General features: G+C 69.4%; 20 protein-coding genes. 16 read left to right on the top strand and 4 right to left on the bottom strand.

The genetic code is table 11. The features are described 5' to 3' along the window. The first annotated feature begins 68 nt into the window (after positions 1-68). Positions 69-1,529, top strand: a complete 1,461-nt coding sequence (locus tag TY25_RS32640) for a carboxylesterase/lipase family protein (protein ID WP_042262739.1) — start codon at positions 69-71, stop codon at positions 1,527-1,529. On the opposite strand, the gene TY25_RS32635 is transcribed toward TY25_RS32640, so the two are convergent. Then, a complete protein-coding gene (locus TY25_RS32635) occupies positions 1,519-2,550 on the bottom strand; it encodes an LLM class flavin-dependent oxidoreductase (RefSeq protein WP_042262736.1) in 1,032 nt (343 codons plus the stop codon). The genes TY25_RS32640 and TY25_RS32635 overlap by 11 nt on opposite strands. 130 nt (positions 2,551-2,680) lie before the next feature. Here TY25_RS32635 and TY25_RS32630 point away from each other — a divergent pair, with 130 nt between their 5' ends. Continuing rightward, entirely contained in the window at positions 2,681-3,142 is a 462-nt protein-coding gene (locus TY25_RS32630) for an SRPBCC family protein (protein WP_236639163.1), read from the top strand. Between the two features lie 11 nt (positions 3,143-3,153). Here the strand turns inward: TY25_RS32630 and TY25_RS32625 are convergent, their stop codons facing one another. Continuing rightward, entirely contained in the window at positions 3,154-4,491 is a 1,338-nt protein-coding gene (locus tag TY25_RS32625; protein WP_081869248.1) for a polysaccharide pyruvyl transferase family protein, read from the bottom strand. Positions 4,492-4,493: 2 nt separating this feature from the next. Continuing rightward, positions 4,494-5,735, bottom strand: coding sequence for a sugar transferase (locus TY25_RS32620; protein ID WP_226887400.1), 1,242 nt, complete (start codon positions 5,733-5,735; stop codon positions 4,494-4,496). Positions 5,736-6,297: 562 nt separating this feature from the next. Between TY25_RS32620 and TY25_RS32615 the strand changes: the two genes are divergently transcribed. Genes TY25_RS32615 through TY25_RS32600 form a run of 4 tightly spaced genes read left to right on the top strand, consistent with a single transcriptional unit; the run spans position 6,298 to position 9,993 of the window. Next, positions 6,298-7,521, top strand: coding sequence for a class I SAM-dependent methyltransferase (locus TY25_RS32615; RefSeq protein WP_042262734.1), 1,224 nt, complete (start codon positions 6,298-6,300; stop codon positions 7,519-7,521). Beyond that, complete coding sequence (locus tag TY25_RS32610; RefSeq protein ID WP_042262732.1) at positions 7,518-8,315, top strand: sugar phosphate nucleotidyltransferase; 798 nt, start codon at positions 7,518-7,520, stop codon at positions 8,313-8,315. The genes TY25_RS32615 and TY25_RS32610 overlap by 4 nt, the downstream gene beginning before the upstream one ends. Next, positions 8,312-8,962 (top strand): PIG-L deacetylase family protein, encoded by a 651-nt coding sequence (locus TY25_RS32605; RefSeq protein ID WP_042262730.1) that lies wholly within the window; start codon positions 8,312-8,314, stop codon positions 8,960-8,962. Before TY25_RS32610 ends, TY25_RS32605 begins: the two co-directional genes overlap by 4 nt. Positions 8,963-8,964: 2 nt before the next feature. Then, positions 8,965-9,993: an NAD-dependent epimerase/dehydratase family protein gene (locus tag TY25_RS32600; RefSeq protein ID WP_042262729.1), complete on the top strand. Its 1,029-nt coding sequence runs from the start codon at positions 8,965-8,967 to the stop codon at positions 9,991-9,993. Here TY25_RS32600 and TY25_RS32595 read toward each other — a convergent pair. After that, positions 9,977-10,549, bottom strand: coding sequence for a dTDP-4-dehydrorhamnose 3,5-epimerase family protein (locus TY25_RS32595; protein WP_042262726.1), 573 nt, complete (start codon positions 10,547-10,549; stop codon positions 9,977-9,979). The genes TY25_RS32600 and TY25_RS32595 overlap by 17 nt on opposite strands. A gap of 74 nt (positions 10,550-10,623) precedes the next feature. Between TY25_RS32595 and TY25_RS32590 the strand changes: the two genes are divergently transcribed. From TY25_RS32590 to TY25_RS32545, 10 genes are read left to right on the top strand one after another with little or no spacing between them, the layout of a single operon-like run. After that, complete coding sequence (locus tag TY25_RS32590) at positions 10,624-11,718, top strand: class I SAM-dependent methyltransferase (protein ID WP_042262724.1); 1,095 nt, start codon at positions 10,624-10,626, stop codon at positions 11,716-11,718. Continuing rightward, positions 11,718-12,566, top strand: coding sequence for a glycosyltransferase family 2 protein (locus TY25_RS32585; RefSeq protein WP_042263006.1), 849 nt, complete (start codon positions 11,718-11,720; stop codon positions 12,564-12,566). Before TY25_RS32590 ends, TY25_RS32585 begins: the two co-directional genes overlap by 1 nt. A 29-nt stretch (positions 12,567-12,595) precedes the next feature. Further along, positions 12,596-13,663, top strand: a complete 1,068-nt coding sequence (locus TY25_RS32580) for a glycosyltransferase family 4 protein (RefSeq protein ID WP_042263004.1) — start codon at positions 12,596-12,598, stop codon at positions 13,661-13,663. After that, complete coding sequence (locus TY25_RS32575; protein WP_042262722.1) at positions 13,660-14,808, top strand: glycosyltransferase family 4 protein; 1,149 nt, start codon at positions 13,660-13,662, stop codon at positions 14,806-14,808. Before TY25_RS32580 ends, TY25_RS32575 begins: the two co-directional genes overlap by 4 nt. Further along, complete coding sequence (locus tag TY25_RS32570) at positions 14,801-16,102, top strand: lipopolysaccharide biosynthesis protein (protein ID WP_042262720.1); 1,302 nt, start codon at positions 14,801-14,803, stop codon at positions 16,100-16,102. Before TY25_RS32575 ends, TY25_RS32570 begins: the two co-directional genes overlap by 8 nt. After that, entirely contained in the window at positions 16,099-17,103 is a 1,005-nt protein-coding gene (locus TY25_RS32565) for a CgeB family protein (RefSeq protein WP_042262718.1), read from the top strand. Before TY25_RS32570 ends, TY25_RS32565 begins: the two co-directional genes overlap by 4 nt. A 36-nt stretch (positions 17,104-17,139) precedes the next feature. Then, positions 17,140-18,525: a hypothetical protein gene (locus tag TY25_RS32560; protein WP_042262716.1), complete on the top strand. Its 1,386-nt coding sequence runs from the start codon at positions 17,140-17,142 to the stop codon at positions 18,523-18,525. Continuing rightward, positions 18,516-19,856 carry a Wzz/FepE/Etk N-terminal domain-containing protein gene (locus TY25_RS32555; RefSeq protein WP_042262714.1) on the top strand — a complete coding sequence of 447 codons (1,341 nt, stop codon included), beginning with the start codon at positions 18,516-18,518 and terminating at the stop codon, positions 19,854-19,856. Before TY25_RS32560 ends, TY25_RS32555 begins: the two co-directional genes overlap by 10 nt. Beyond that, positions 19,853-21,208 carry a glycosyl hydrolase family 28-related protein gene (locus tag TY25_RS32550; protein ID WP_042262712.1) on the top strand — a complete coding sequence of 452 codons (1,356 nt, stop codon included), beginning with the start codon at positions 19,853-19,855 and terminating at the stop codon, positions 21,206-21,208. The genes TY25_RS32555 and TY25_RS32550 overlap by 4 nt, the downstream gene beginning before the upstream one ends. 4 nt (positions 21,209-21,212) lie before the next feature. After that, positions 21,213-21,800: a YdcF family protein gene (locus TY25_RS32545; RefSeq protein WP_042262710.1), complete on the top strand. Its 588-nt coding sequence runs from the start codon at positions 21,213-21,215 to the stop codon at positions 21,798-21,800. Positions 21,801-21,807: the final 7 nt, after the last annotated feature.

Raw genomic sequence — 21,807 nt, 5'->3', positions numbered from 1 at the left:
CGCGGTAGACAGGATATTCATCGCCCGCAATGGACGGTGACGTGCGCGACGCGAAGTGAGGAGTGACGATGGAACCTGTCGTCGCGGTGACGGGCGGCAAGATCAGCGGCCGGACTGCCAACGGGATCAGCGCCTTCCTGGGTGTGCCGTACGCGGCGCCGCCGGTCGGGGCGGCGCTGTTCCAGGCGCCGCAGCCGCCGGTGCCGTGGGACGGGGTGCGCGAGGCGGTCGAATTCGGCGGCAGCTGCCCGCAGGCGCCGTACCCGCCGGCGCTCGCGGCGATCTTCGGGGTCCAGACGGTGCCGGGCGCGGAGGCGCTCAACGTCAATGTGTGGACGCCGGATCCGGGCGGGTCGGGACTGCCGGTCATGGTGTGGATCCACGGCGGCGCGTTCACCCGTGGCTCGAATGCGTTGCCCGCCTACGACGGTGCCGCGTTCGCGCGCGACGGCGTGGTGCTGGTGTCGCTCAACTACCGGCTCGGCGCGGCGGGTTTCGCGGTGCTCGACGGCGCGCCGTCCAATCGTGGTCTGCTGGACCAGCAGTACGCGCTCGCGTGGGTGCAGGAGAACATTCGCGGTTTCGGCGGCGATCCGGACAACGTGACGGTCTTCGGCGAATCGGCCGGCGCGATGAGCATCGCCGCGCTGCTCGCCTCACCCCGCTCGGCCGGACTGTTCGCCAAGGCGATCATGCAGAGCGGTAACGGCGAGGTCGTGGCGTCCGAAGCCGACGCGCGCAAGGTGTCCGCCGAGATCGCCGCGACGCTCGCGATCGCGCCCACCGCGGCGGACTTCGCGGCGGTGCAGCCGGAAGCCTTGATCGCCGCGCAGGAGAAAACGGTCGCGGACCTGATCGCGGATACCGATCCGGCGCGCTGGGGCGCATCGGTGATCACCGGTGGACTCGCCTCGATGAGCCTGTTCCCGGTGCTGGACGGCGTCGTGCTGCGCGAGCGGCCGATCGACGCGGTCGCCGCCGGGTCGGCCCGCGGGATCCCGCTGCTCATCGGGCACACCAGCGAGGAATTCCGGCTCTTCATCGTCCCGACCGGCGTCGCCGCCGCGCTGACCATGGACGCGCTGCCCTTCGTGCTGGCACGGTATCGACTCGACGCGTCCTGCCTCGAGCCGTATATCGCGCAACAACCCCGAGCGTCGGCGGGTGATCTGCTGGCCGCGGTTCTCACCGATCACGCGTTCCGTTTCCCGGCAAGGCAATTGGCGCATGCCCAGGCGGGCACCGGCACGCCGGTGTTCGCCTTCGAATTCGCTTGGCGCCGAGTCGATCAGGATTTCGGCGCGTTCCATGCCCTGGAACTCCCCTTCGTGTTCGACACGCTCGACGCGGTGCCCGCGCTGGTCGGGCCGAATCCCGCACAGTCCGTCGCGGACGAGATGCACGCCGCCTGGGTCGCTTTCGCGCGCACCGGCGATCCGGGCTGGCCGCGGGACAGTGCCGAACACCCGTGGGTGCGGGTGTTCGACGCACCGGACCGCCTCGGCGAACGGGGCCCGGTCAGTCCGTGAGGCGGGAGGCGAGCGCGAGCAAGGTCCGCAGGGTCGAGAGTTGCTGCGCGTAGTCGCCGTCGAGTTTGGCCAGCAGGCCGGTGATTCCGGCGGCCCGGTAGCGCCGCAGCCGTTCGGTGATGTCGGCGGGCGTGCCGATCAGATTGGTCAGCGCGCCGAGTTCGCGGGGCACCGCGCGCCGGGCGGCGTCCTTGTCGCCGGCCTGCCAGAGCCGGGCGACCTGCTCGATCTCCTTGCCGAAGCCCAGCCGAGCGAAGGCGTCGTTGTAGAAGTTCCGGCCGCCGACGCCCATCGCGCCGATGGTGAACGCGTAGCCCTCGGCGTGCTTGTCGATCATGCGCACGGTCGCCTGCTCGTCCCCGGTGATCTCGACCGCGACCGGCGCCACCAGATCGAGGTCGGTCAGCTCGCGACCGCCTCGAATCGCGCCCTCGCGCAACGGATCCAGGAACACCTCGGCGGTTTCGGGGATGAAGGCGTTGCCGAGCCAGCCGTCGGCCAGCTCGCCGGTCAGTCGCAGGTTCTGCGGTCCCATGGCCGCGTTGTAGATCGGCACGTGCGCCGGGCGGACCATGGGTTGCAACGCCCGGCCCGGCCCGTCCGGCAACGGCAGCGGGTAGATCTCGCCGGTGTGCGCGAGCCGTTCGCCGCGGCTCACCGTCCGGATGATCTCGATGGTCTCGCGGGTGGTGCGCACGGGGCGGCGGAACCGGACGCCGTGCCACCCCTCCATCACCCGCGGTCCGGACACGCCGATGCCGAGGTCGAACCGGCCACCGGAGAGCTCGTGCAGGCTCAGTGCGGACGTCGCCAGGAGCGCGGGGGTGCGCGACCCGAGCTGAACGACGAACGTGCCCAACCGGATCGAGGAGGTCCGGGCCGCGAGATAGGCCAACCCGGTCAACGCGTCGTAGCTCCATACCTCCGCGACCCACAGCGACGAGGCCCCCGCCGCCTCGGCCGCGACCGCGAACTCCACCGCACCGGGTAACCGCGGTTCGATCAACACCCCGATACGCACTGTGCCTCCTCGGCCTGGTGGACCGGAGCCCGGCCCCTCCTCTATGTTCTATGCAATAGCGTATAAGGAAGCCGGCGCGGAGCAGGCGGGAAGGGGTGCGGTGCGGTATCGCGACTGTCCCACTATCGAAGTGGCGGAACGGATTTCCTGCGACGCCGGGACGGCGTGGGCCCTGGTCACCGACATCGAGCTGCCGGTGCGCTGCTCTCCCGAGCTGGAGGCGGTGCACTGGGAAGGCGACGCCGACCGGGTCGCCCTCGGCGCGCGGTTCCGCGGACACAGCCGTCATCCTGCGCTCGGGGCCTGGGAAACCGTGTGCGAGGTCGTCGAGGTCGAACCCGAGCGCCGCTGGGTGTGGAACGTGGTCGGCCCCGACGGCATCAGTGCCACCTGGGGTTTCGAGATCGACTCCGCGCGGGAGGGCGTGATCGTGCGGCAGTGGGCGCGGATGGGGCCCGCGCCGTCCGGGCTGGTCGTGGCGATCACCGCGACGCCCCAGCTCGAAGGGCGCATCGTCGCGCGGCGGCTGGAGGAGTGGTCGGCGGGTATGCGTGCCAACCTGGCGGAGATCCAGGCCCGCGTGCAGCAGTGAGCGTGCCGCGCTCAGGGTGACCGGCCCGAGACCGGCGCGGGCGCGCCTCCCTCGACCAGCCGGAACACCCGCTCCAGCGCCGTCCGTCCGGCGGCGATCTGCTCGATCGCCTTGTCCTGCAAACGATCACGCAATTCCGGCGCAGCGGTCCAGAGTTCCCGGACCGCGTCGGTGAGCTGCTGTTCGAGGGCACTGTCGTCGAGCCGGACGATGCGCAAGCCGGTGCCGAACATGCCCGCCAGGCCGTGGAACTTGTCGTCGTAGTACTGCGACGCCGAGAGGGCGACCGCCGGAATCCCCTGGGACAGCGCGAAAACCGCGAGATGGTAGGTACTGGTCACCAGGACGCGGCACCCGGAGACCTGGCGCACGACATCGGTGGCCGTCCCGGCCCGGCGCACCGCGGGACGGACGTGACCGGCGCCGGTGAGCAGCGGCAGTGTAGCGCGACGGTCCTCGGAGTCGTACTCGCTGACGATCAACGGTGCCAGTGCCGCACCGAATTCTGTGGCACAAGAACGCAACACGGTGGTGAGCACGGCGCGGGCCGCCTCGCCCACCCGCGAGTAATCCGCGACCCGCAGGCACACACCGAGATCGGTGCCGAGACCGGTGCGGCGCAGCCCGTAACCGAATTCGACCGCGTCGTCGCCGGTTACCAGGATGCGCCCGGGAGCAACGCCGAGATCGGCGAGCAGGCCGGGACCGCGCCGCCCCTCGCGTAATGCGATGACGTCGACACCGGGAAGGACCGTGGCCGCGTGTTTCAGCAGCCCCGCATCCCGCATCGGGCCGATGCCCTGGCCGAGCATGACGGTGGGAATGCCCAGGGCGGCAGCCTGTTCCAGCAGATCCAGGGCGCGGTGGGCTTGGTACAGGTCGACATCGGTCAGGTAGCCGCCGCCCTGCGCGATCACCAGGGACGCGTCGGCGAGCGCCGCCGGACGTTGCGCCGCTTCGAGAGTCGCCGCGGGGGCGTCGGCGCCGGGCGGCCGGAACTTCGTCTTCGCCGCCGCGCGGATCCGGCGCAGTCGTTCTTTCGGCACGTCCGACGCCGCTCGCCAGTGCAATACGGCGGAACCGATCAGCTTCGTGCCGGTTGTTCGGATGTCCTCGCTCGCGAAACCCGAACGCGCCCAATGCCCGCCGGACGCGGCGCACACCGGTTCCGCCTCGGGCAGCAACGCCCGCAGTACCCGCGGCTGGTCGGTCAGCATCCCGATGCGCGCGTCCGGCCAGCGTTCCCGCAGCCGCCGCACGGTGATCGCCATCATCGCGAGATCACCCCGATTGCGCAGGGCGTACTCGCCGTTCTCGACCAGCACCCGGATCGGGCCGCCGCCCGGCACGCTCAGTACGCTCCGTCGCCGCTGGCAACGGTGGTGATCGTTCTGGCGAGGATCGTCAGGTCGAGCCGCATCGACCAGTTGTCGACATAGCTGACGTCCAAGCGCATGGACTGCTCGAGCGATAGATCGGACCGCCCGCTCACCTGCCACAGCCCGGTGATCCCGGGTTTGACCAGGAGCCTGCGCCGCATCGCGTCGTCGTAGGCGTCGACCTCGCGCTGCACCTGCGGGCGCGGACCGACCACGCTCATCTCCCGCCGCAGGACATTGAGGAACTGCGGCAGCTCGTCCAGGCTGTACTTGCGCAGGATCCGGCCGACCGGTGTCACGCGCGGGTCGTGTTCGAGCTTGAAGAACACCGGGTTGCCGCCCGCCTCGTCGATCAGCGCCCCCACGTGGTCGTCGGCGTCGAGGTACATGCTGCGGAACTTGATCATCGCGAAAGGCTTGCCGTGCATGCCGATCCGCTCGGAACGATAGAACACCGGGCCCGGGCTGGTGATTTTGATCAGCAGCGCGATGACGAGCAGCGTCGGCGCGGTGGCCAGCAGTGCCAGGGACGCGAAGCACAGGTCGAAGGCGGCCTTGGACCGCGATCTGGCCAGGGGATGACGGGGTTTCGCGATGTGCAGAACCGTCATGTTCGACACCGAGTGCCTGGTCACCCGGTCCGCGGCGACGTCGATCAAGCCGGTCGCCAGCAGCAGTTCGGCGCCGAGCGCTTCGAGGTCCCAAGCGAGCCTGCGGAATTCGTCGGGCGCGCAGACGTCGCCGCCGGTCAGCACGACGGCATCGGCGCGGGTCCGATAGGCCGCCTCGGTCACCGATCGGAGGTCGCCGACGATCGGCGCCTGCAGGCCGGTAGCGCCGATTCCGTGGGAGCAGGCGCAGACCGGTGCCGGGGTACACACGCCGATCACCCGGTAGTTCGAGGCCGGATCGGCGGTGAAGGCGGCGGTGACCGCCTGTGCGGCTGCGGGATTGCCGACCACGAGGACGGAAGTGGGATGGGGGCGATCGGTGCCGGCGTGTTCGGCGCGGCGGCGCAACAGCGTCCGGCTGCCGAGCAGGCCGAGCAGGCCGACCGGCAGCGCGAGCGCCAGCAAGTCGCGGGTGGTATCGAGCGGCATCAGCAGTGCGGCGAGCGCGATCAGGGCGAACAGGTAGCGCAACGCCTGGCAGCCGGCCGCGAACTCTGTTGTGCCCGAGGCGCGGACCCGGCCGGCGCGCAGTCCTCGCCGCACGGCCGAAGGCGGATCGACAACAACCCCTGACCCGCACATATCTAAACGCATGGAGACGTTCCTATTTTCATCGACGAGCGTGGCGATAAACGCTGAAGCGATTCCCCTGATACCGCCGGGGAATTGCTTCCGAACAGAACCGCGAAGCGAGTGTTGCAGATCGATCGCTGGATGAGAACGGGCGCACAATCCAGTGCGACGCACATCACAGGGAGAGGTGATAGCTATATCTTTGCGAAAACTCCCTGGCCATTGGTTTACGGGTTCAGTGAAGCTGTGACTATTGAAGCGTTGATTTCAGGTGGGGCTTAACGGGGCGGATCAGTCCGCGTCCCGGTGCTACTGTCGGGTTCTAGCAGGTATGAAAGGCTCCTATTGCCTGCTGGTTTCGATGAGGTTATGGTTGCGCCGAGCTCGCGCGGTGTGCAGAAGCCCAAAAATATGCGATCGTTGCTGTGAGTATGCTAGCTCGGGGAGAATGGCGGTTATTGGTATTGTTCCACCCGATTTGTTGTGGCGTTGCCGCCGCTTCAGGTGCTGGTCGATCCGAGTGGGAGCATGCGTGATTTGTCGGCTTTGTGAATCCCCGCTGGTAAGCGTGCTCGATCTGGGCGCTTGTCCACCTTGCGAGAAATTCTTGACCGCGGCGGAACTCGACCACCCCGAAGCGAACTATCCACTGCATCTGCGCTTGTGCGCGAACTGCCTGCTGTTGCAAATCCCCGCCCTGATCACGCCGCAGGACACCTTCACCGAGTACGCGTACTTCTCGTCCTACTCCGACAGCTGGGTGCGGCACGCGAAAGCCTTTGTGGATCAGGCGATCACCCGCTTCGAGCTCGGCTCGCGATCGTTCGTGGTCGAGGTGGCCAGCAACGACGGCTACCTGCTGCAGCACGCGGTCGCGGCCGGCGTGCCGTGCCTGGGTATCGAGCCGTCGGTGAACGTGGGCGCGGCGGCGCTGGCCCGCGGCGTGCCGACGATGTCGGCGTTCCTGAACGAGGAGACGGCGGCGAAGGTCCGGGCCGAGTACGGCCCTGCAGATCTGGTGGTGGCCAACAATGTGTACGCCCACATCCCCGATCTGCTCGGCTTCACCCGCTCGCTGCGCGAGCTGCTGACCGACGACGGCTGGCTGGCCATCGAGGTGCACCATGCGTTGAACCTGGTGCGGCTCGGGCAGTTCGACACCATCTACCACGAGCATTTCCAGTACTACACGGTGCTCTCGGCGCAACGAGCGCTCGCCACCGCGGGATTGACGGTGGTCGACGTGGAACATCTGGCCACCCATGGGGGTTCGCTGCGGATCTGGGCCCGGCCCGATGCGGTCGCGGTTCCCGGCCGCCGGGTGGCCGAGGCGCTCGCGGTCGAAGCCGAGGCCGGCCTGCACGAGGCCGGCGGGTACGCCGCGCTGCGTCCGCGCACCGAAGCGGTCCGGCACGACCTGCTGCGCTATCTGCTCGACGCGCGCGGTCAGGGCAAACGGGTGGTCGGCTACGGCGCGCCGGGCAAGGGCAACACCCTGCTCAACTACTGCGGCATCCGCCCCGACCTGCTCGAGTACACCGTGGATCGAAACCCGTACAAGCACGGGCGATTCACCCCGGGCACCCGGATCCCGATCCATCCGCCGGAGCGGATCGAGCACGACCGGCCCGATGTCGTGGTCGTCCTGCCCTGGAATCTCGAAACCGAGATCACCGCGCAGCTCCGCCATATCGGTGGCTGGGGCGGCGAACTCGTCTATCCACTGCCCACCTTGCGTCGCGCGGAGCTCTCATGAAGGTTGTCCTGTTCTGTGGTGGCTACGGCATGCGCATGCGCAACGGCACCGACGACGTCATCCCCAAGCCCATGCAGATGGTCGGTCCACGCCCGCTGATCTGGCACGTCATGCGGTACTACGCGCACTACGGTCACAAGGACTTCATCCTGTGCCTCGGCTACGGCGCCACCCACATCAAGAACTACTTCCTGACCTATCAGGAATCGGTGTCCAACGATTTCGTCATCCGGGACGGGCAGGTCGAACTGCTGCAGTCCGATATCAGCGACTGGACCATCACTTTCGTCGACACCGGCGTCGACTCGGCCATCGGCGAACGATTGCGCCGGGTCCGCGGGCACCTGGACGGCGAGCAGTACTTCCTCGCCAACTACGCCGACGTGCTCACCGATGCGCCCCTGGACCAGATGATCGAGAGGTTCACCGCGTCCGGGGCAGCCGCGTCGATGCTGATCGTCCCGCCGCAATCGTCGTTCCATTGCGTGGACATCAACGCCGCGGGCGCGATCAAGAACATCACACCTGTTGCGCGACTGCCGATCTGGGAAAACGGCGGCTACTTCGTGCTGACCCGGGAGGTGCTCGACCTGCTGCCGCCGGGCGGCGATCTGGTCGAGGACGCCTGTGGCGCGTTGGCGAGCCAGGGCAGGCTTTTCGGCTATCAGCATCTCGGATTCTGGAAGCCCGCCGACACGTTCAAGGAACGCGCGGAACTCGACGACGGTTACCACCGCGGCGATCGTCCGTGGATGATCTGGGAGGGCAGCGAAAGCCTCGAGGGCGTTTCGTGAATGTGCTGAGCCCGCAGCGGATCACCGAGGTCGCCGTGCTGGGAGCGCACTGCGACGATATCGCCATCGGCCTGGGTGGCACCTTGCTCACGTTGGTGAAAAACGCTCCGGGACTGGTGGTTCGGGCGCTGGTGCTCAGTGGCGGCGGCACCGCCAGGGAGGCCGAGGAGCGGGCCGCGCTCGCGGCGATCTGTGCGGGCGCGACGGTAGAGCTGACCGTGCTGGACGTTCCCGACGGTCGCGCACCCGCGCACTGGGACCGGGTCAAGGACGCGGTGGCCGCGCTGCGCCGCCGCGGCGAGCCGGATCTCGTGTTCGCGCCCAATCGTGCCGACGCGCACCAGGATCACCGCCTGCTCGCCGAACTGGCGCCCACCGAATTCCGGGATCACCTGACGCTCGGCTACGAGATCCTCAAGTGGGAGACCGACACCCCGCGCCCCACGCTGTTCCATCCGCTGCCCGCCGGTGTCGCCGTGGAGAAGGCGCGACTGCTCGTGAAACATTATCCCTCGCAACATGATCGAGACTGGTTCGCCGAGGATGCCTTCCTCGCCGCGGCCCGGGTGCGCGGGGTGCAGTGCCATGCCGAATACGCCGAGGCCTTCGTGGCCGAGAAGACCGTCGTCAGTTTCGGAGGTTTGTGAAGATGCGTGTGCTCGTCACCGGACATCAGGGTTATCTGGGCACGGTCATGGTGCCGGTCCTGCGCGCCGCGGGGCATGAGGTGACCGGGTTGGATATCGGCTACTTCGCCGATTGCGTGCTCGGCGCGGCACCGGCGGATCCGCCCGGGATCGCGGTGGACCTGCGCGATGTCACGGTGGATCAGCTCACCGGGTTCGACGCGGTGGTGCATCTGGCTGCGCTGTCCAACGATCCGCTGGGCGCGCTCGCGCCCCGGATCACCCACGACATCAACCATCACGCCTCGGTGCGGCTCGCCCGCCTGGCCAAAGCGGCCGGGGTGCGCCGATTCCTGTACGCCTCGACCTGCTCGGTCTACGGTGCGGCGGGCGACGAACTGGTCACCGAGGAGGCGCCGCTGCGGCCGTTGACGCCGTACGCCGAGAGCAAGGTCCGGGTGGAGGACGATCTGCTCGCGCTGGGGGATCCCGGATTCGCGCCGGTATTCCTGCGCAACGCAACGGCTTTCGGCTTCTCGCCGCGTTTGCGCGCGGACATCGTGCTGAACAACCTGGTCGGCTACGCGGTACTGACCGGCGAGGTCAAGGTGCTCTCGGACGGGACGCCGTGGCGGCCGCTGGTGCACGCGCAGGACATCGCCCGCGCCTTCGCCCGCTGCCTGGTCGCCCCGCTGGAGACGGTGCACGGCGCGGCCTACAACATCGGCACCGAGGTCAACAACCTGACCGTGGCCGATATCGCCCGTGCCGTCGTCGATGCGGTGCCCGGCGCCCGGCTGGTGATCGCCGGTACGTCCGGTTCCGACGCGCGGTCCTATCGCGTCGATTTCACGAAGGCGCGGGAGAAGCTGGCCTTTCAGGCCGAGTGGAGCGTCCCGGACGGCGCTGCGGAGCTGTCTCGGGAGTACCTGGCCCGCGGCCTCACCGCGGACGGGTTCTTCCAGCGGTTCACCCGGCTCGCGCACCTGACCGCGCTGAAAGACGATGGCGTGCTGGACGACTCGCTGTGCCGGGTCAGGATCGGGGCGTAGCGTGCGCCAGCGTCGCGAGCAACGCCCGCCAGCTGCCCGCGGCCGCGTCCCGGGCCGAGACCACCGTCACCGGGTGCGGCCACGCGATGGCCAGGTCCGGATCGTCGTGTGCCACCGCGAGGTCTTCGGCCGGAGCGTGCGGACGATCGATGCGGTAGCACACGTCGGCGACCGCGGTGAGCGCCTGGAAGCCGTGCAGGAACCCCGGCGGTACATACAGGTGCCGGAAGTCGTTGTCGTCCAACAGGAACGCTTGCTGCTGTCCGAAAGTCGGGGACTGCGGGCGGATGTCGACCAGCACGTCGTGCACGGCGCCGTGCGCGCAGCGCACCAGCTTGGCCTCGCCGCGCCCGGCGCGCCCGTGCATACCGCGGATCACGCCGCGCGCCGAGCGGGACTGCGAGTCCTGGACGAACGTCGCGGACTTCCCCGGCGTGCCCAGGTGGTCGTCGAACTCGACGGCGTCGAAGGTCCGGGTGAACAGGCCCCGCTCGTCCCGGAACGGCTCGGGGACGAGCACCAGGACGTCGGCGAGGTCGCTCTGCTCGATGCGCACCAGGCCATGGTGCCCGACGGGACCCGCGGCGCGCCATCGCGTGCGCCGATTCGCCCGCCCGCCGGAGGACCGCGATGAACGAGTGCCGCGCGTGCGCGGATACCCGGTTGCGCCGGGTGCTGGACCTGGGACGCATGCCCGCCGCCGATCACTTTCCCCGCGCCGACGCGCCGGTGCGGGCGGACGAGGCGGCGCACCCGCTGGCGATGCAGCTGTGCCTGAGCTGCGGCCTCGCCCAGCTGACCGAGGACGATACGCGAACCGCCGAACCGCGCGGGGTGGAGCCGCAGGCGCTGCGGGACCAGGCGGCTGCGGCGGTCGCCCGGGTCCGAGCGGACGGCTGGCTGCGCGGTGCGACGGTGCGTGAGTTCGGCAGCCCGCACGGCGGCAGTTGGTTGCCGCACCTGGCGGCGCACGGTTTCGAGACGGTCGCGGACGAGGCCGAGGTGGTGCTCGACTGCTTCGGCATCATGCACGAGGCCGACCAGCACGGTGCCTTCGCCGAACGGGCGAAAGCCACTGCGCCGGACGGGGTGCTGCTGGTGCAGTTCCATTCGCTGCGCACGATTGTCCGGCAGCACCAGTGGAATGCGCTGCGCCACGGCCACTTCGCCTATTACTCGCTGACCGCGCTGCGCGAGCTACTGCGCCGCGCGGGGATGAGCGTGGCCACGGCTTGGGAATTCGCACTGTACGGCGGCACCGTACTGGTGGCGGCCGTGCACGGGGTGCGTGCGCCGGACGCCACGGTGCGGGGCATGCTCGCCGCGGAGGCCGGGATCACCGATCCCGCGGTGGTCGGCGGACTGCAGGCAGCGGCCGATGCGCACGCGCGGGCATTGCGTCGTCGCCTCACGGCCGAAATCGGCGCGGGCCGTTCCGTTTACGCCTACGGTGCGGCCTCGCGCGCAGTGGCGCTGTTCGCCCTGGCCGGGATCCATCGCGGCCTGGTACGCGCGGTCGCGGACGCCTCGCCCGCCAAACAGGGCAGACGGATGCCGGGTACCGACGTGCCGATCATCTCGCCGGCGCAGCTGGTGCGCGCCGCGCCCGACCGCGTGCTGCTGACGCTGCCGGATCTGCGGCCCGAGCTGGAGACCCGTTTCCCGGCCTTGGCCGGCCGCTGGATCGACGCCGAATACGCCCCGACGAACGAGGAAATCGAGTGATGACCGAGCTGTCCGTCTGCGTGCCCGCCTACAACGCGGGCCGAACCCTGGCGGCGACCATGCGGTCGATCCTGGCGCAGGACGTAGATTACGAACTCGTCGTGCTCGACAACGCGAGCACGGACGAAACACCCGCTATCGCAAGGTCGTTCGATGACGCACGGGTTCGGGTGTGCCGCAACGAGCGGGTGCTGCCGATCGGTGCCAACTGGAACACCACCATCCGGCACTCCACCGGGCGGCTGGTGAAGGTGGTCTGCGCCGACGACGTGCTGCTGCCGGGATCGCTCGCGGCCCAGCTCGCGGTCATGGCCGATCCGGCGATCTCGATCAGCTCGGCCAAGTTCCAGGTGATCGACGAGGGCGGCGCGGTCCTCGAGACGGGACTCGGCCTGCCCGGCTTGCTGGGCCCGCATCCGGCGGGCCCGGTCCTGCGCACGATCGTGCGGGCGGGCCCGGCCGAATTCGGCCCGACGGCCGCGGCGATGTTCCGGCGGGCGCACTTCGATCGGGTCGGCGGCCTGCGCGGCGATCTGGTGTTCCCGATGGACGTCGATCTGTTCGGCCGGATCGCCTCGCTCGGCCACTTCTTCGGGATGCCGGAAGTGCTTGCCGCGTGGCGTAATTCGACGTTCAACCTGTGCAGCCAGACCTCGACGGTGAGCAAACTGGTGGAACTGTTGCGTTTCCATCACCGGATCGCGGGCGAGTATCCCCAGCACGTGGGCCGCCGGGACGTCCTGGCCGCCGACGGCAGGCTCGTGCGGACGGCCTTGCATCGGGCGAATGTGCGTGCGCGAGCGGTGACCGGGGACCTGGTGGCCCGCGTGCGAAGGACGCGGACATGACCGCGCGCTCCGCGCCGGTGACGGTGCATATGACCGGTGCCGAGTGGTTCGGTTCCGCGGCGGGCGGACTCAACCGGTACTTCACCGATCTGTTCGGTGCCCTTCGACGGCATCCGGATACCGAGGTATCGGCGGCCGCCTTCGGCGATCCGCCCGCAGGTGGACGGTCCTGGGGCGGGCTCGGCGGCTCCACGCTGCACCGCGCGAGCCGCTCCGTCGCCGCTCGTCCCGCGCCGCGCCGGCCCGCCGTGCTCGATCGGCATTTCTGTTTGTACGGGCCGCCGGTGGTCGGTCGCGCCCGCGGTCCACGACTCGTCGTGCATTTCCACGGCCCGTGGGCCGCGGAGAGCCGGATCGCGGGTGCATCCGAATTCACCGTGCGGGCAAAGTATCTCGTGGAGCGGATCCGCTACGCGGGCGCCGAGCGCTTCGTGGTGCTGTCCGAGCAGTTCCGGCAGGTGCTGGTGACCGACTACCGAGTGGCCGCCGAACGGGTCGAGGTCATCGCTCCCGGTGTCGATCTCGCGAGATTCGCGGTGACGCCGCCGCCGGGCGTGGCCGAAGCGCCTGTCGTGCTGTGCATTCGGCGGCTGGAACGCCGGATGGGTATCGACCGGTTGATTCGAGCCTGGCCCGCGGTGCTGTCCGCGCACCCCGGTACCCGGTTGGTGATCGTCGGAACCGGTAGCGCCGAGCGGGAATTGCGGGATCAGGTGGTGTCGAGCGGTCTGCAGCGCTCGGTCACTTTCATCGGGCATCTCCCGGACGATCAATTGGCGGCACAGTACGAGCGGGCGCACTGCACCGTGGTGCCATCGGTCGCACTCGAAGGCTTCGGACTGATCGCCCTCGAATCCCTGGCCTGCGGGCGCGCCCCGATCGTCACCGACTGCGGCGGCCTGCCCGAAGCGGTACGCGGGCTCGATCCGTCGTTGATCGTGGCGGCGGGCGATGCCGAGGCGCTCGCGGCGCGTATCGTCGCCGCCCTCGCGGGGGCGGTACCCACGCCGCAACGCTGTCGCGCGCACGCGGAGTCGTTCTCCTGGACGGTGGCCGCCGCCCGGCATCATGCGCTGTACACGGAGCTACGCGGATGATCCGGGCACTGTTCCTCGCACACACCGCGGCGCCGTCGGGGGCCGAACTCGCCACCATGCGGTTGCTGTCCGCGCTGAGCGAGCACACCACCGTCGAACCGGTGATGCTGTTCACGGAGAACGGTCCCATGGTGCGCCGGGTCCGGTCCCGCGGTATCCGGACGTTGGTGCTGCCCAACGGGTTCGACGGCCGGTCGCTGACGATCGAGGCGGCAGGCCTGCGCAAGGTGCTCGTCGGCGCGCTCGCCCTGATCCGGTTGGGGCGCAGGCTCGGTACGAAGACCCGGCGACTCGACGTGCAGGTGCTGGTCGCCGGGAGCACCAAGGCCATGCTGATGGGTGCCGTCGCGGCGCGGCGCGCCCGCGTCCCCCTGATCTGGTCGGTGCACGACCGGGTTTCGAGCGAATACTTCGGCCGGTGGCTGGCCTGGGGTATTCGCCTGCTCGGCTGGGCAGTCAGCGACGGGTACCTGGTGAACAGCCGCTCGACCGCGAGTTCGCTGATCACCTGGCGCAGACCCGTGGCGGTGGTGTATCCCGGCATCGAACCCGATCCGACGCCGGCCGACCGGTCACCGCAGCGCGCGCCCGCCGACGTGGTCGTCGCGATGGTCGGCCGCCTGACGCCGTGGAAGGGGCAGGACGTCTTCCTGCGGGCGCTGGCGGAAGTGAAAGTGCCGCCGCGCCAAGTCTTCCTGATCGGCGGCACGCTGTTCGACGAGGAGCCCTATCGGCGCGAACTCGAGCGCTCGGCGCGCGCACTGCGGCTGCCCGTGACCTTTACCGGACATGTGGACGATCCGCGAAACCACCTGCGCCAGGCCGACATTCTGGTGCACTGCTCGGTGCTGGCCGAGCCGTTCGGACAGGTCGTCGTCGAGGGGTTGCAGGCAGGCTGCGCGGTGATCGCCAGCCGGCCCGGCGGCCCCGCCGAGATCATCGAACCCGGCGTGAACGGTGTCCTGGTCGAGGGCGGTGACGCCGCCCAGCTCACCTCCGCGCTGGACCTGCTGATGACCGATCCCGCGTTGCGCACCAAGCTCGCCGAGGCGGGCGTGCTGCGTGCCCGCGAGTTCGATATCGTCGAATCCGCGCACGTCGCAGCGGATTTCCTGACCGCGGTGACGAAGGCCTGCCATGGCTGAGACCGGTACCGCCGTACGAGCTGCGCCGCGCCGCTGGCGCGGGACGGCCGTGGTGCTGCGCGACATCGGTTTCGTGAGCTTCGGCAAGTACGGGCAGTACCTGATCACGGTGGTGACCCTGCCGATCATCGCCAGGGTGCTCGGCGCCGAAGGGCTCGGCCTGCTGGCGATCGGCATGTCGGCCTATTTCATCGGCTCGCTGGTGGTGGATCTGGGTATCACGTCTTTCCTGGCCGCTCGAGTGCACGAAACACGCACGGACACAAGACGAATCGGGCAGCTGCGCGGCGACTACCTGGCGATCAGGCTGACGATTCTCGGTGGTCTCGGCGTACTGCTCACGATCGGCACGATGGCCGGAGCGCCCGCTCGATTGCACATGGTCCTGCTGGGATTGTTCGCCGGCGGTGTCTGGTCGATCTCGGAGGACTGGCTGCTGATCGGCCAGGGCCGGTTCGGGGCCTCGGCGGTGTACCAGGGGGCCGGACGGATCGTCTACCTGCTGCTGCTCGTGCTGCTGTTGCCTCGCTGGCCCAGCGCGCCGATGGCGCTGCTGTGCCTGCTGGTCTCGGCTGTCGTCACGGTCGCGGCGACCTGGGCGGACGCGTGGCGCCGCTTCGGGCCGCCGGCCCGGCCGCGCGCGGTCCGCGCGATCCTGCGGCTCGGCGCACCGGTTTTCACATCCCGGCTGCTGGTCACGGGCTACGGCCAGGGTGCGCCGGTGGTCTACGCGGCGGTGCTCGACGCTGCCTCCCTCGGGTTGTATTCGGCCGGTGACCGTTTGGTGCGGGCCATCCAATCACTGCTGGACACGGTCGGATTCGCGTTCCTGCCGCGGATGGCCCGGCGCAGCGCGCACGACCGGTTCTGGCGCAACGCGATACAGGTGCTGACCGTGTGCGCCGGTATCGCGGGCTTGGCCGCGGCAGGTGTGTGGCTCATGGCGCCGATGCTGATCCAGCTGATCTTCGGCAGTGGATTCGACGGCACGGTACCGCTGTTGCGAGTAGAGGTACTGATCCTGCCCGCGATGACGGTGACCTCCTTCATCACCACCGCGCTGCTGCCGGTGCGGCAGGACACGGTCGGCGTGTTGGTCGGCGCGCTCATCGGCACCTGCGTGGCGGCGTCCGCCCTGGCCGTCGCCTTCCGGAACAACTCGGTGTGGGCGCTCGTCTACGGCACCGTGCTCACCGAGATCGCGGTGGCGCTCTGGTATCTCGTCCGGGTCCGGCAGCTGATCGTGCGCGAGCGCGCCACCGCGGTGCCCGTCGCGCAGGCGCCGGCGCGATGAAGATTCTGTACGTCGGTGACGACTGGATCGGCAGCAACGCGCGCTCGCTGGCCGACGGGTTCCGCCAGGCCGGACACGAAGTGGTGGTGATCGATTCCACCCCGGTCACGCTGCCCACGCGGCTGTCACCGAGCTGGCTGTACGCCAAGGCCGCCGGTCGGCGGGCCGGCTGGACGACCGCCGCGTTGCACGACCGAATCGACCGTGCCGCCGCGGCATTCGAGCCGGACCTGCTGTTCGCGTTCAAAGCCGTGCACCTGGACCAGGAACGCCTGTTGAGCACGCCCGCCGGCCTGCGGGCGCACTACAGCCCCGACGACGTCTCGAATCCGGCGAACACCAGCGCGGATTACCTGGCGTACGAGTCGGAGTGGGATCTGGTGGTCACCACTAAGCGCCACAATGTGCCCGAACTGCACGCGCGCGGCGCGCGCGGCGTCCGGTTCGTACGCAGCGCCTACGACCCGGCGTGGCACCATCCGTGCGCCCGCCGGGGCGCCCGGCGATACCTGGCGGGGTTCATCGGCGCTCGCCGCCCCGACCGCACGCCGCTGCTAGTCGACCTGGCTCGGGAGTACGGCTCCGATTTCCTGGTGCACGGGCCGGGTTGGCGGCGGGTGCGCCGATTGCGTGGCACCGCCGCCGAACTCGGCGGGGGAGTGTACGGCGAGCGCTTCGCCGCGGCCGTCGCCTCGATCACCGCCAACCTGGTGCTGCTCAATTCCGACAACCGGGACACCCACACCTGCCGATCGTTCGAGATACCGGCAGCCGGCGGGCTTTTCGTCGGCGAGCGGACCGCGGAACATGCCGAACTGCTCGACGAGGGCACCGAGTGCTTCCTGTTCTCCGATCGAACCGAGTTGCGCGAGATCCTCACTCGATGCGCGCGCCGGCCGGAGGCAGTCGAGCAGGTCGCCGCGGCGGGCTACCGGCGGATCACCGCCGAGCGGCATCGCTACGTCGACCGGGCGGAGGAGATCATCGATGCGCTCACCTGAATTCCCCGGCCCCGGTGCGGCTGTCGGAGGCCGCCGATGACCGCCGTCACCGCACTGATCACGATCGCCGCGGCGCTGGTGACGATGGTGGTCGCGGCGCTGACCGTCCCCGGCGTGGCCAGGGTGCTGCTCATCGCGCAGGCCCTGTACTGGGCGATGTCCTACCTCGCCAGACCCGTTGTGCTGCTGTGGGTGCAGCCCGAACCGCGTTTCGGCGACAATGTCGCCGATCCGCGCCTCGCCGCCCTCGGATACGACCACGGCATCGCCATGGTGCTGCGTCCGGTGGTGTTCGGGTTGTGGGTGTACGCGGGCCTGGTCGTCGCCTTCGCGATCTGGCTGCGCCGTCGCCGCGCGCCGCAGCGCGCCGCGATCACCGGCGATCCGAACTTCGTGCCGGCCCTGTGCGTGCTGTATTTCCTGGGCGCGCTCGGACGCTTGGCGATGGTCGCCACGGGCACCGCGGGCAAGGCGGGCGAGGTCGAAACATCCAGTCCGGCATTGACCTTCGTGACGATGCTGGGCACGCTCGGTGTGATCGGGCTCATCGTCTTCGTGCGACTGGCGAGCGCCCGGGCCACGGTGACCGCTGTCGGTCTGCTGCTGGCCGGTGAGCTGCTCTGGACCGTCGCCGTCGAATCCAAGACCCCGATCATGGGTGCCGCGCTGGCGATCGGCGTGCGCTTCGCGCTCGGCGGCTGGACGCGGCCGAAAATCGTTGCCATTCTGCTCGTCTCGATCCTGGGCATGGGCGGCTTCGGCTGGTTGCAGTCGCTGAAGGCCACCGGGCAGATGCAGGCCGATGCCGCGGTCACCGATGCCGCGTATCCCGCCGCGGTCCGGCCCATGCTGAGCGTACTGCGCCGGTTCGATCTGCTGGAGGCGGCGACCGACGTGTACTACACCCCGCCCGGCTCCTGGTTGTCCCCGGGTGAGGCGGCCGAAAACGCCGCGCGCAGTCTGATTCCCGCGCAACTGCTCGGCACGGAGAAGCTGCGCTCGGGCACCGCGTGGGCCGCCGACGTCCGGGGCGCCTCGGTGGACATGAGCCAAGTGTCGGTGTCGCTGGCCGAGGGCGGGATCAGCGAAGGCTATCTGCTCGGCGGATACACCGGAATCATGGTGGGCGCCGCATTCACGTTCGCGCTCTTGGCCTCCTGGGCGCGGGCGCTGTACTCGCGGCATATCGCGCTCGTCGTGCTGGGGCTGGCGCTCATCGAGATACCGGTGATCTTCGAGCGCGGAATTCTGGGCAGCATGGAGATGCTCGGCAAATATCTCCAGGCCGTCGTTCTGGTGTGGTTCATCTATCTGCTGGTGGGTTTGTACCGCGGTTCGCGCGGGCAGTTATCGGCGCGTCGATCGTGGGAGCGGGCCGAATCCGTTGTCCCCGTTACACAAAGGACTGGGCAATGGGTTTGATCGAGTATTGGCGCGTCCTGCGGCGCCGTTGGATCGTCGTCGTCGCGGCGGTGCTGGTCTGCCTGCTCGCCGCCGCGGGTTACGCGCAGACGATTCCGGTGACGTACAAAGCCTCGAGCAGCATGTACGTGTCGATGTCCACGGGAACGTCGGTGAACGACTCGTATCAGGGCGGTTTGGCGGCCCAACAGCGGGTCCGGTCGTATCTGGACCTGCTCACCAGCGCCACCGTCGCACAGCGCGTGATCGACGATCGCGGGTTGCGGCTCAGCGTAGGCGAACTGCGCGGCCGGATCTCGGCGAGTTCGCCGCCCGCGACCGCCGTGCTCGTCGCCACCGTGTCGGCGCCCGCAGCGGCGGAGGCACGCGATCTCGCCGATGCCGTGGTGGCGCAATTCCGGCGGCTGGTGGACGAATTGGAGACCACCGAACTCGGCGCGGCACCCGCGACCCGGGTCGCGGTGGTCGACCGGGCCGAGTTGCCCGCCGCGCCGAGTGGCCCGCGACGGACGCGCCTGCTCGCACTCGGCTTGTGCGCCGGCCTCGCGCTCGGCTTCGCGGCGGCCCTGCTCCGCGATCGGCTGGACCGTCGGCTGCGCACCTCCAACGAGCTGGAATCGGTACTGGCGGAACCGGTTCGGGTCGGCGGGTCCGGCGCACCCGACCGGCCGACCGTGCCGATTCTGGCGATACTCGACATCGGCTTGCCGGGCGAGGTGGGGGAGACGCGTCGGCTACGGGCCCGTCTCGCCGATGCCGCCGCCGGGAAGAGTCCGAAAACGATTGTACTGACCAGCCTTTCCGTGCGGTCGGCTCCTGACATCGCGGCGCGGCTGGCTCGGTCACTGGCCGCCACCGGTGCCCGGGTGGTGCTCGTGGACGCGGACACCACCGGTGCAGGCAGTTCCGGTCAACTGCTGGCGCACACCGGTCCCGGGCTCGCCGAAGTCCTGCGCGGGGGGCCGAGACTGAGCGATGCAGTGGTGCGGCTACCCGACGACGGCATCGATCTGCTGCCGCTCGGCTCGCCCGATCCCGGGACGCCGGATGCGTTGACCACCGAGCGTTTCGGGGCACTGCTCGCCGACCTGCGATGCGATTTCGACCACGTGGTGGTCGAGGTGGCACCGGTCACCGCCGCCGCGGACGCGCTGTCGATCGCCCCGCGCGGGGACGCGACGATCGGCGTCGTCGAACTCGGCACCACCGACACGGCCCAGCTGCGCGGTGCGCTGGCGACATTCGGCGCCGCGGGCGCCGCCCTGGTGGGCGTCATCGCGGTATCCCGGCCCGGTGACCGGCCGCGCCTGAGTCAGAGGTTGCGCCTATGAGCGAAGACTCGGTGAATCGTCGTCGGCTGCTCGCCGGTTCGCTCGGCGCGGCCGCCGCGCTGCCCCTCGCCGCGTGTGCGGCCAAGTCCGACGCCGACGAGGAGTTCCGCTCACCGCGGGTCACCGACGCGCCCGCTGCCCGCAACATCCGCGATTTCGGCGCGGTGGGCGACGGGAAGGCCGACGACACCGCCGCGCTCGCGCAAGCCGCCGCAGTGGGCGACGGACCGCTGGTGCTGTATCTGCCCGCCGGGCAGTACCGGGTGAGGTCCTGGCCTCAATTGCCCGACTATGCCACGGTGCTCGGCGACGGCGGCGACGTCAGCATGATCAACTACGAGGGCGGTGGCACGCTGATCGCCCTGCGCAAGCGGCAGCGGGTGCGCTTCGCCCGGCTCGGCATCTTCGTCTCCGACCCGGCGGTGACCGCCGTATCGCTGTCCGAATGTTTCCGGTGTTCGTTCGAATCGGTGGTGTTGCGCGGTAATCACCTCAGCGAGAACTTTCCGCGTTATGCCGAACAGCGCGGTGTCGTGCTCGATCAGAACACCGGTGGCACCGCGTTCGTCAACTGCGATATCAACAATTTCGGGTACGGGCTGGTGACCTCGTGCATCCAGAATTACGTGACCTCATCGAAATTCACCAACAACCGGATCAGCGTGCTGGGCACCGGTGGCGACCACAATGCCGGATTGGCCTTGAGCAATGTCGAATTCGTCTCCGATACCGACCCGCGCACCACCGACCGGCACCTGGTGGTGGACGGCGCGGCCAACGCCTGGTGGTTGACCAATGTCTGGTTCGAGGGTGCCGACACGGCTCTGGCGATCGGGCACCGGGAGCGCGGGGGGCCCGCACAGTTCGGACTGGTCAACTGCAAGGTCGCGGCCCGCACCCTCTGCGTGGACCTGACCTATTGCCGCCAACCGTATCTGGCGAACGTGCAGTTCGACGCCGACTTGGACAAGCCGCCCACCGAACTGCGGATCGACTGGCGGGGATGTCCGGAAGGTACTGCGGTGAGCCTCATTTCGAGTTCGGCCCGCGATATCGATCCCGCGACGTTCCCCACCGGATGGCATGTGATCGGGCGGGATCGGATGCTGGGGGCGCGATTCGCCGGGACCACCGTCGCGCAGGCGGGCCGCCCGGACACCGACATCCTCCAGGTGCAAGGCGCCGACGGTGCGGTGGCGGCGGCGGTGCTGTCCAGCGGCGCTTGGCTTTCCGATCGCGCCGAGGGCGGCATCGTGCTCAAGGACGCGGACGGCGGGTACTGGCGGCTGGTGGTCACGCCTACCGGTGCGGTGAGCGCCGCGCCACTGGGCCGGGACAGGCCGACGAGGTGAGGCCGTGAACGCTGTCGTCGACGCACCCGATGCGCTGCGGCGTCCGCCGCGGCGGACGCGGCGTGCGCTGCTCGGTGTCGGCGCGTTGATCGCCGTCGTCGCCGCGGTGGCGGCGCTGGGCCGGCCGGTGTACGTGCGACCGCAGGTGGATCCGCTGCGACCCGCCGACGCCATCGTCGTGCTCGGCGGCACGCCGTACGAACGCTTCGACGTGGGACTCGAGCTCGCGCGGCGCGGCTATGCTCGGCAACTGCTGATCTCGCGCTCCACCGGAGCCGACGATCCCGCCATGGACAAGTATTGCGCCGGGCACTTCGATTTCCAGGTCAGCTGTTTCGTCCCCGACCCGTGGACCACCCAGGGTGAGGCACAGGAAATCGGCCGCAGGGCAAGGCAATACGGCTGGCGGCACATCATCGTGGTGACCTTCACCCCGCATGTGTCGCGCGCGCGATACATCGTGCAGAAGTGCTTCGCCGGCGAAGTGACGATGGTCGCCAGCCCCAGTCCGTCGGGGCCGGCCTTCTGGTCGTGGATGTACCTGCGCCAATCGGCCGGCTATCTCAAAGCGTTCACCGAACGCGGGTGTTGAAGGAATG

Source organism: Nocardia brasiliensis NBRC 14402, assembly GCF_000308475.2.
Classification (GTDB): Bacteria; Actinomycetota; Actinomycetes; order Mycobacteriales; family Mycobacteriaceae; genus Nocardia; species Nocardia brasiliensis.
The sequence above is the reverse complement of the archived record's forward strand: the minus strand, read 5'-3'. Positions and strand labels throughout refer to the sequence as shown.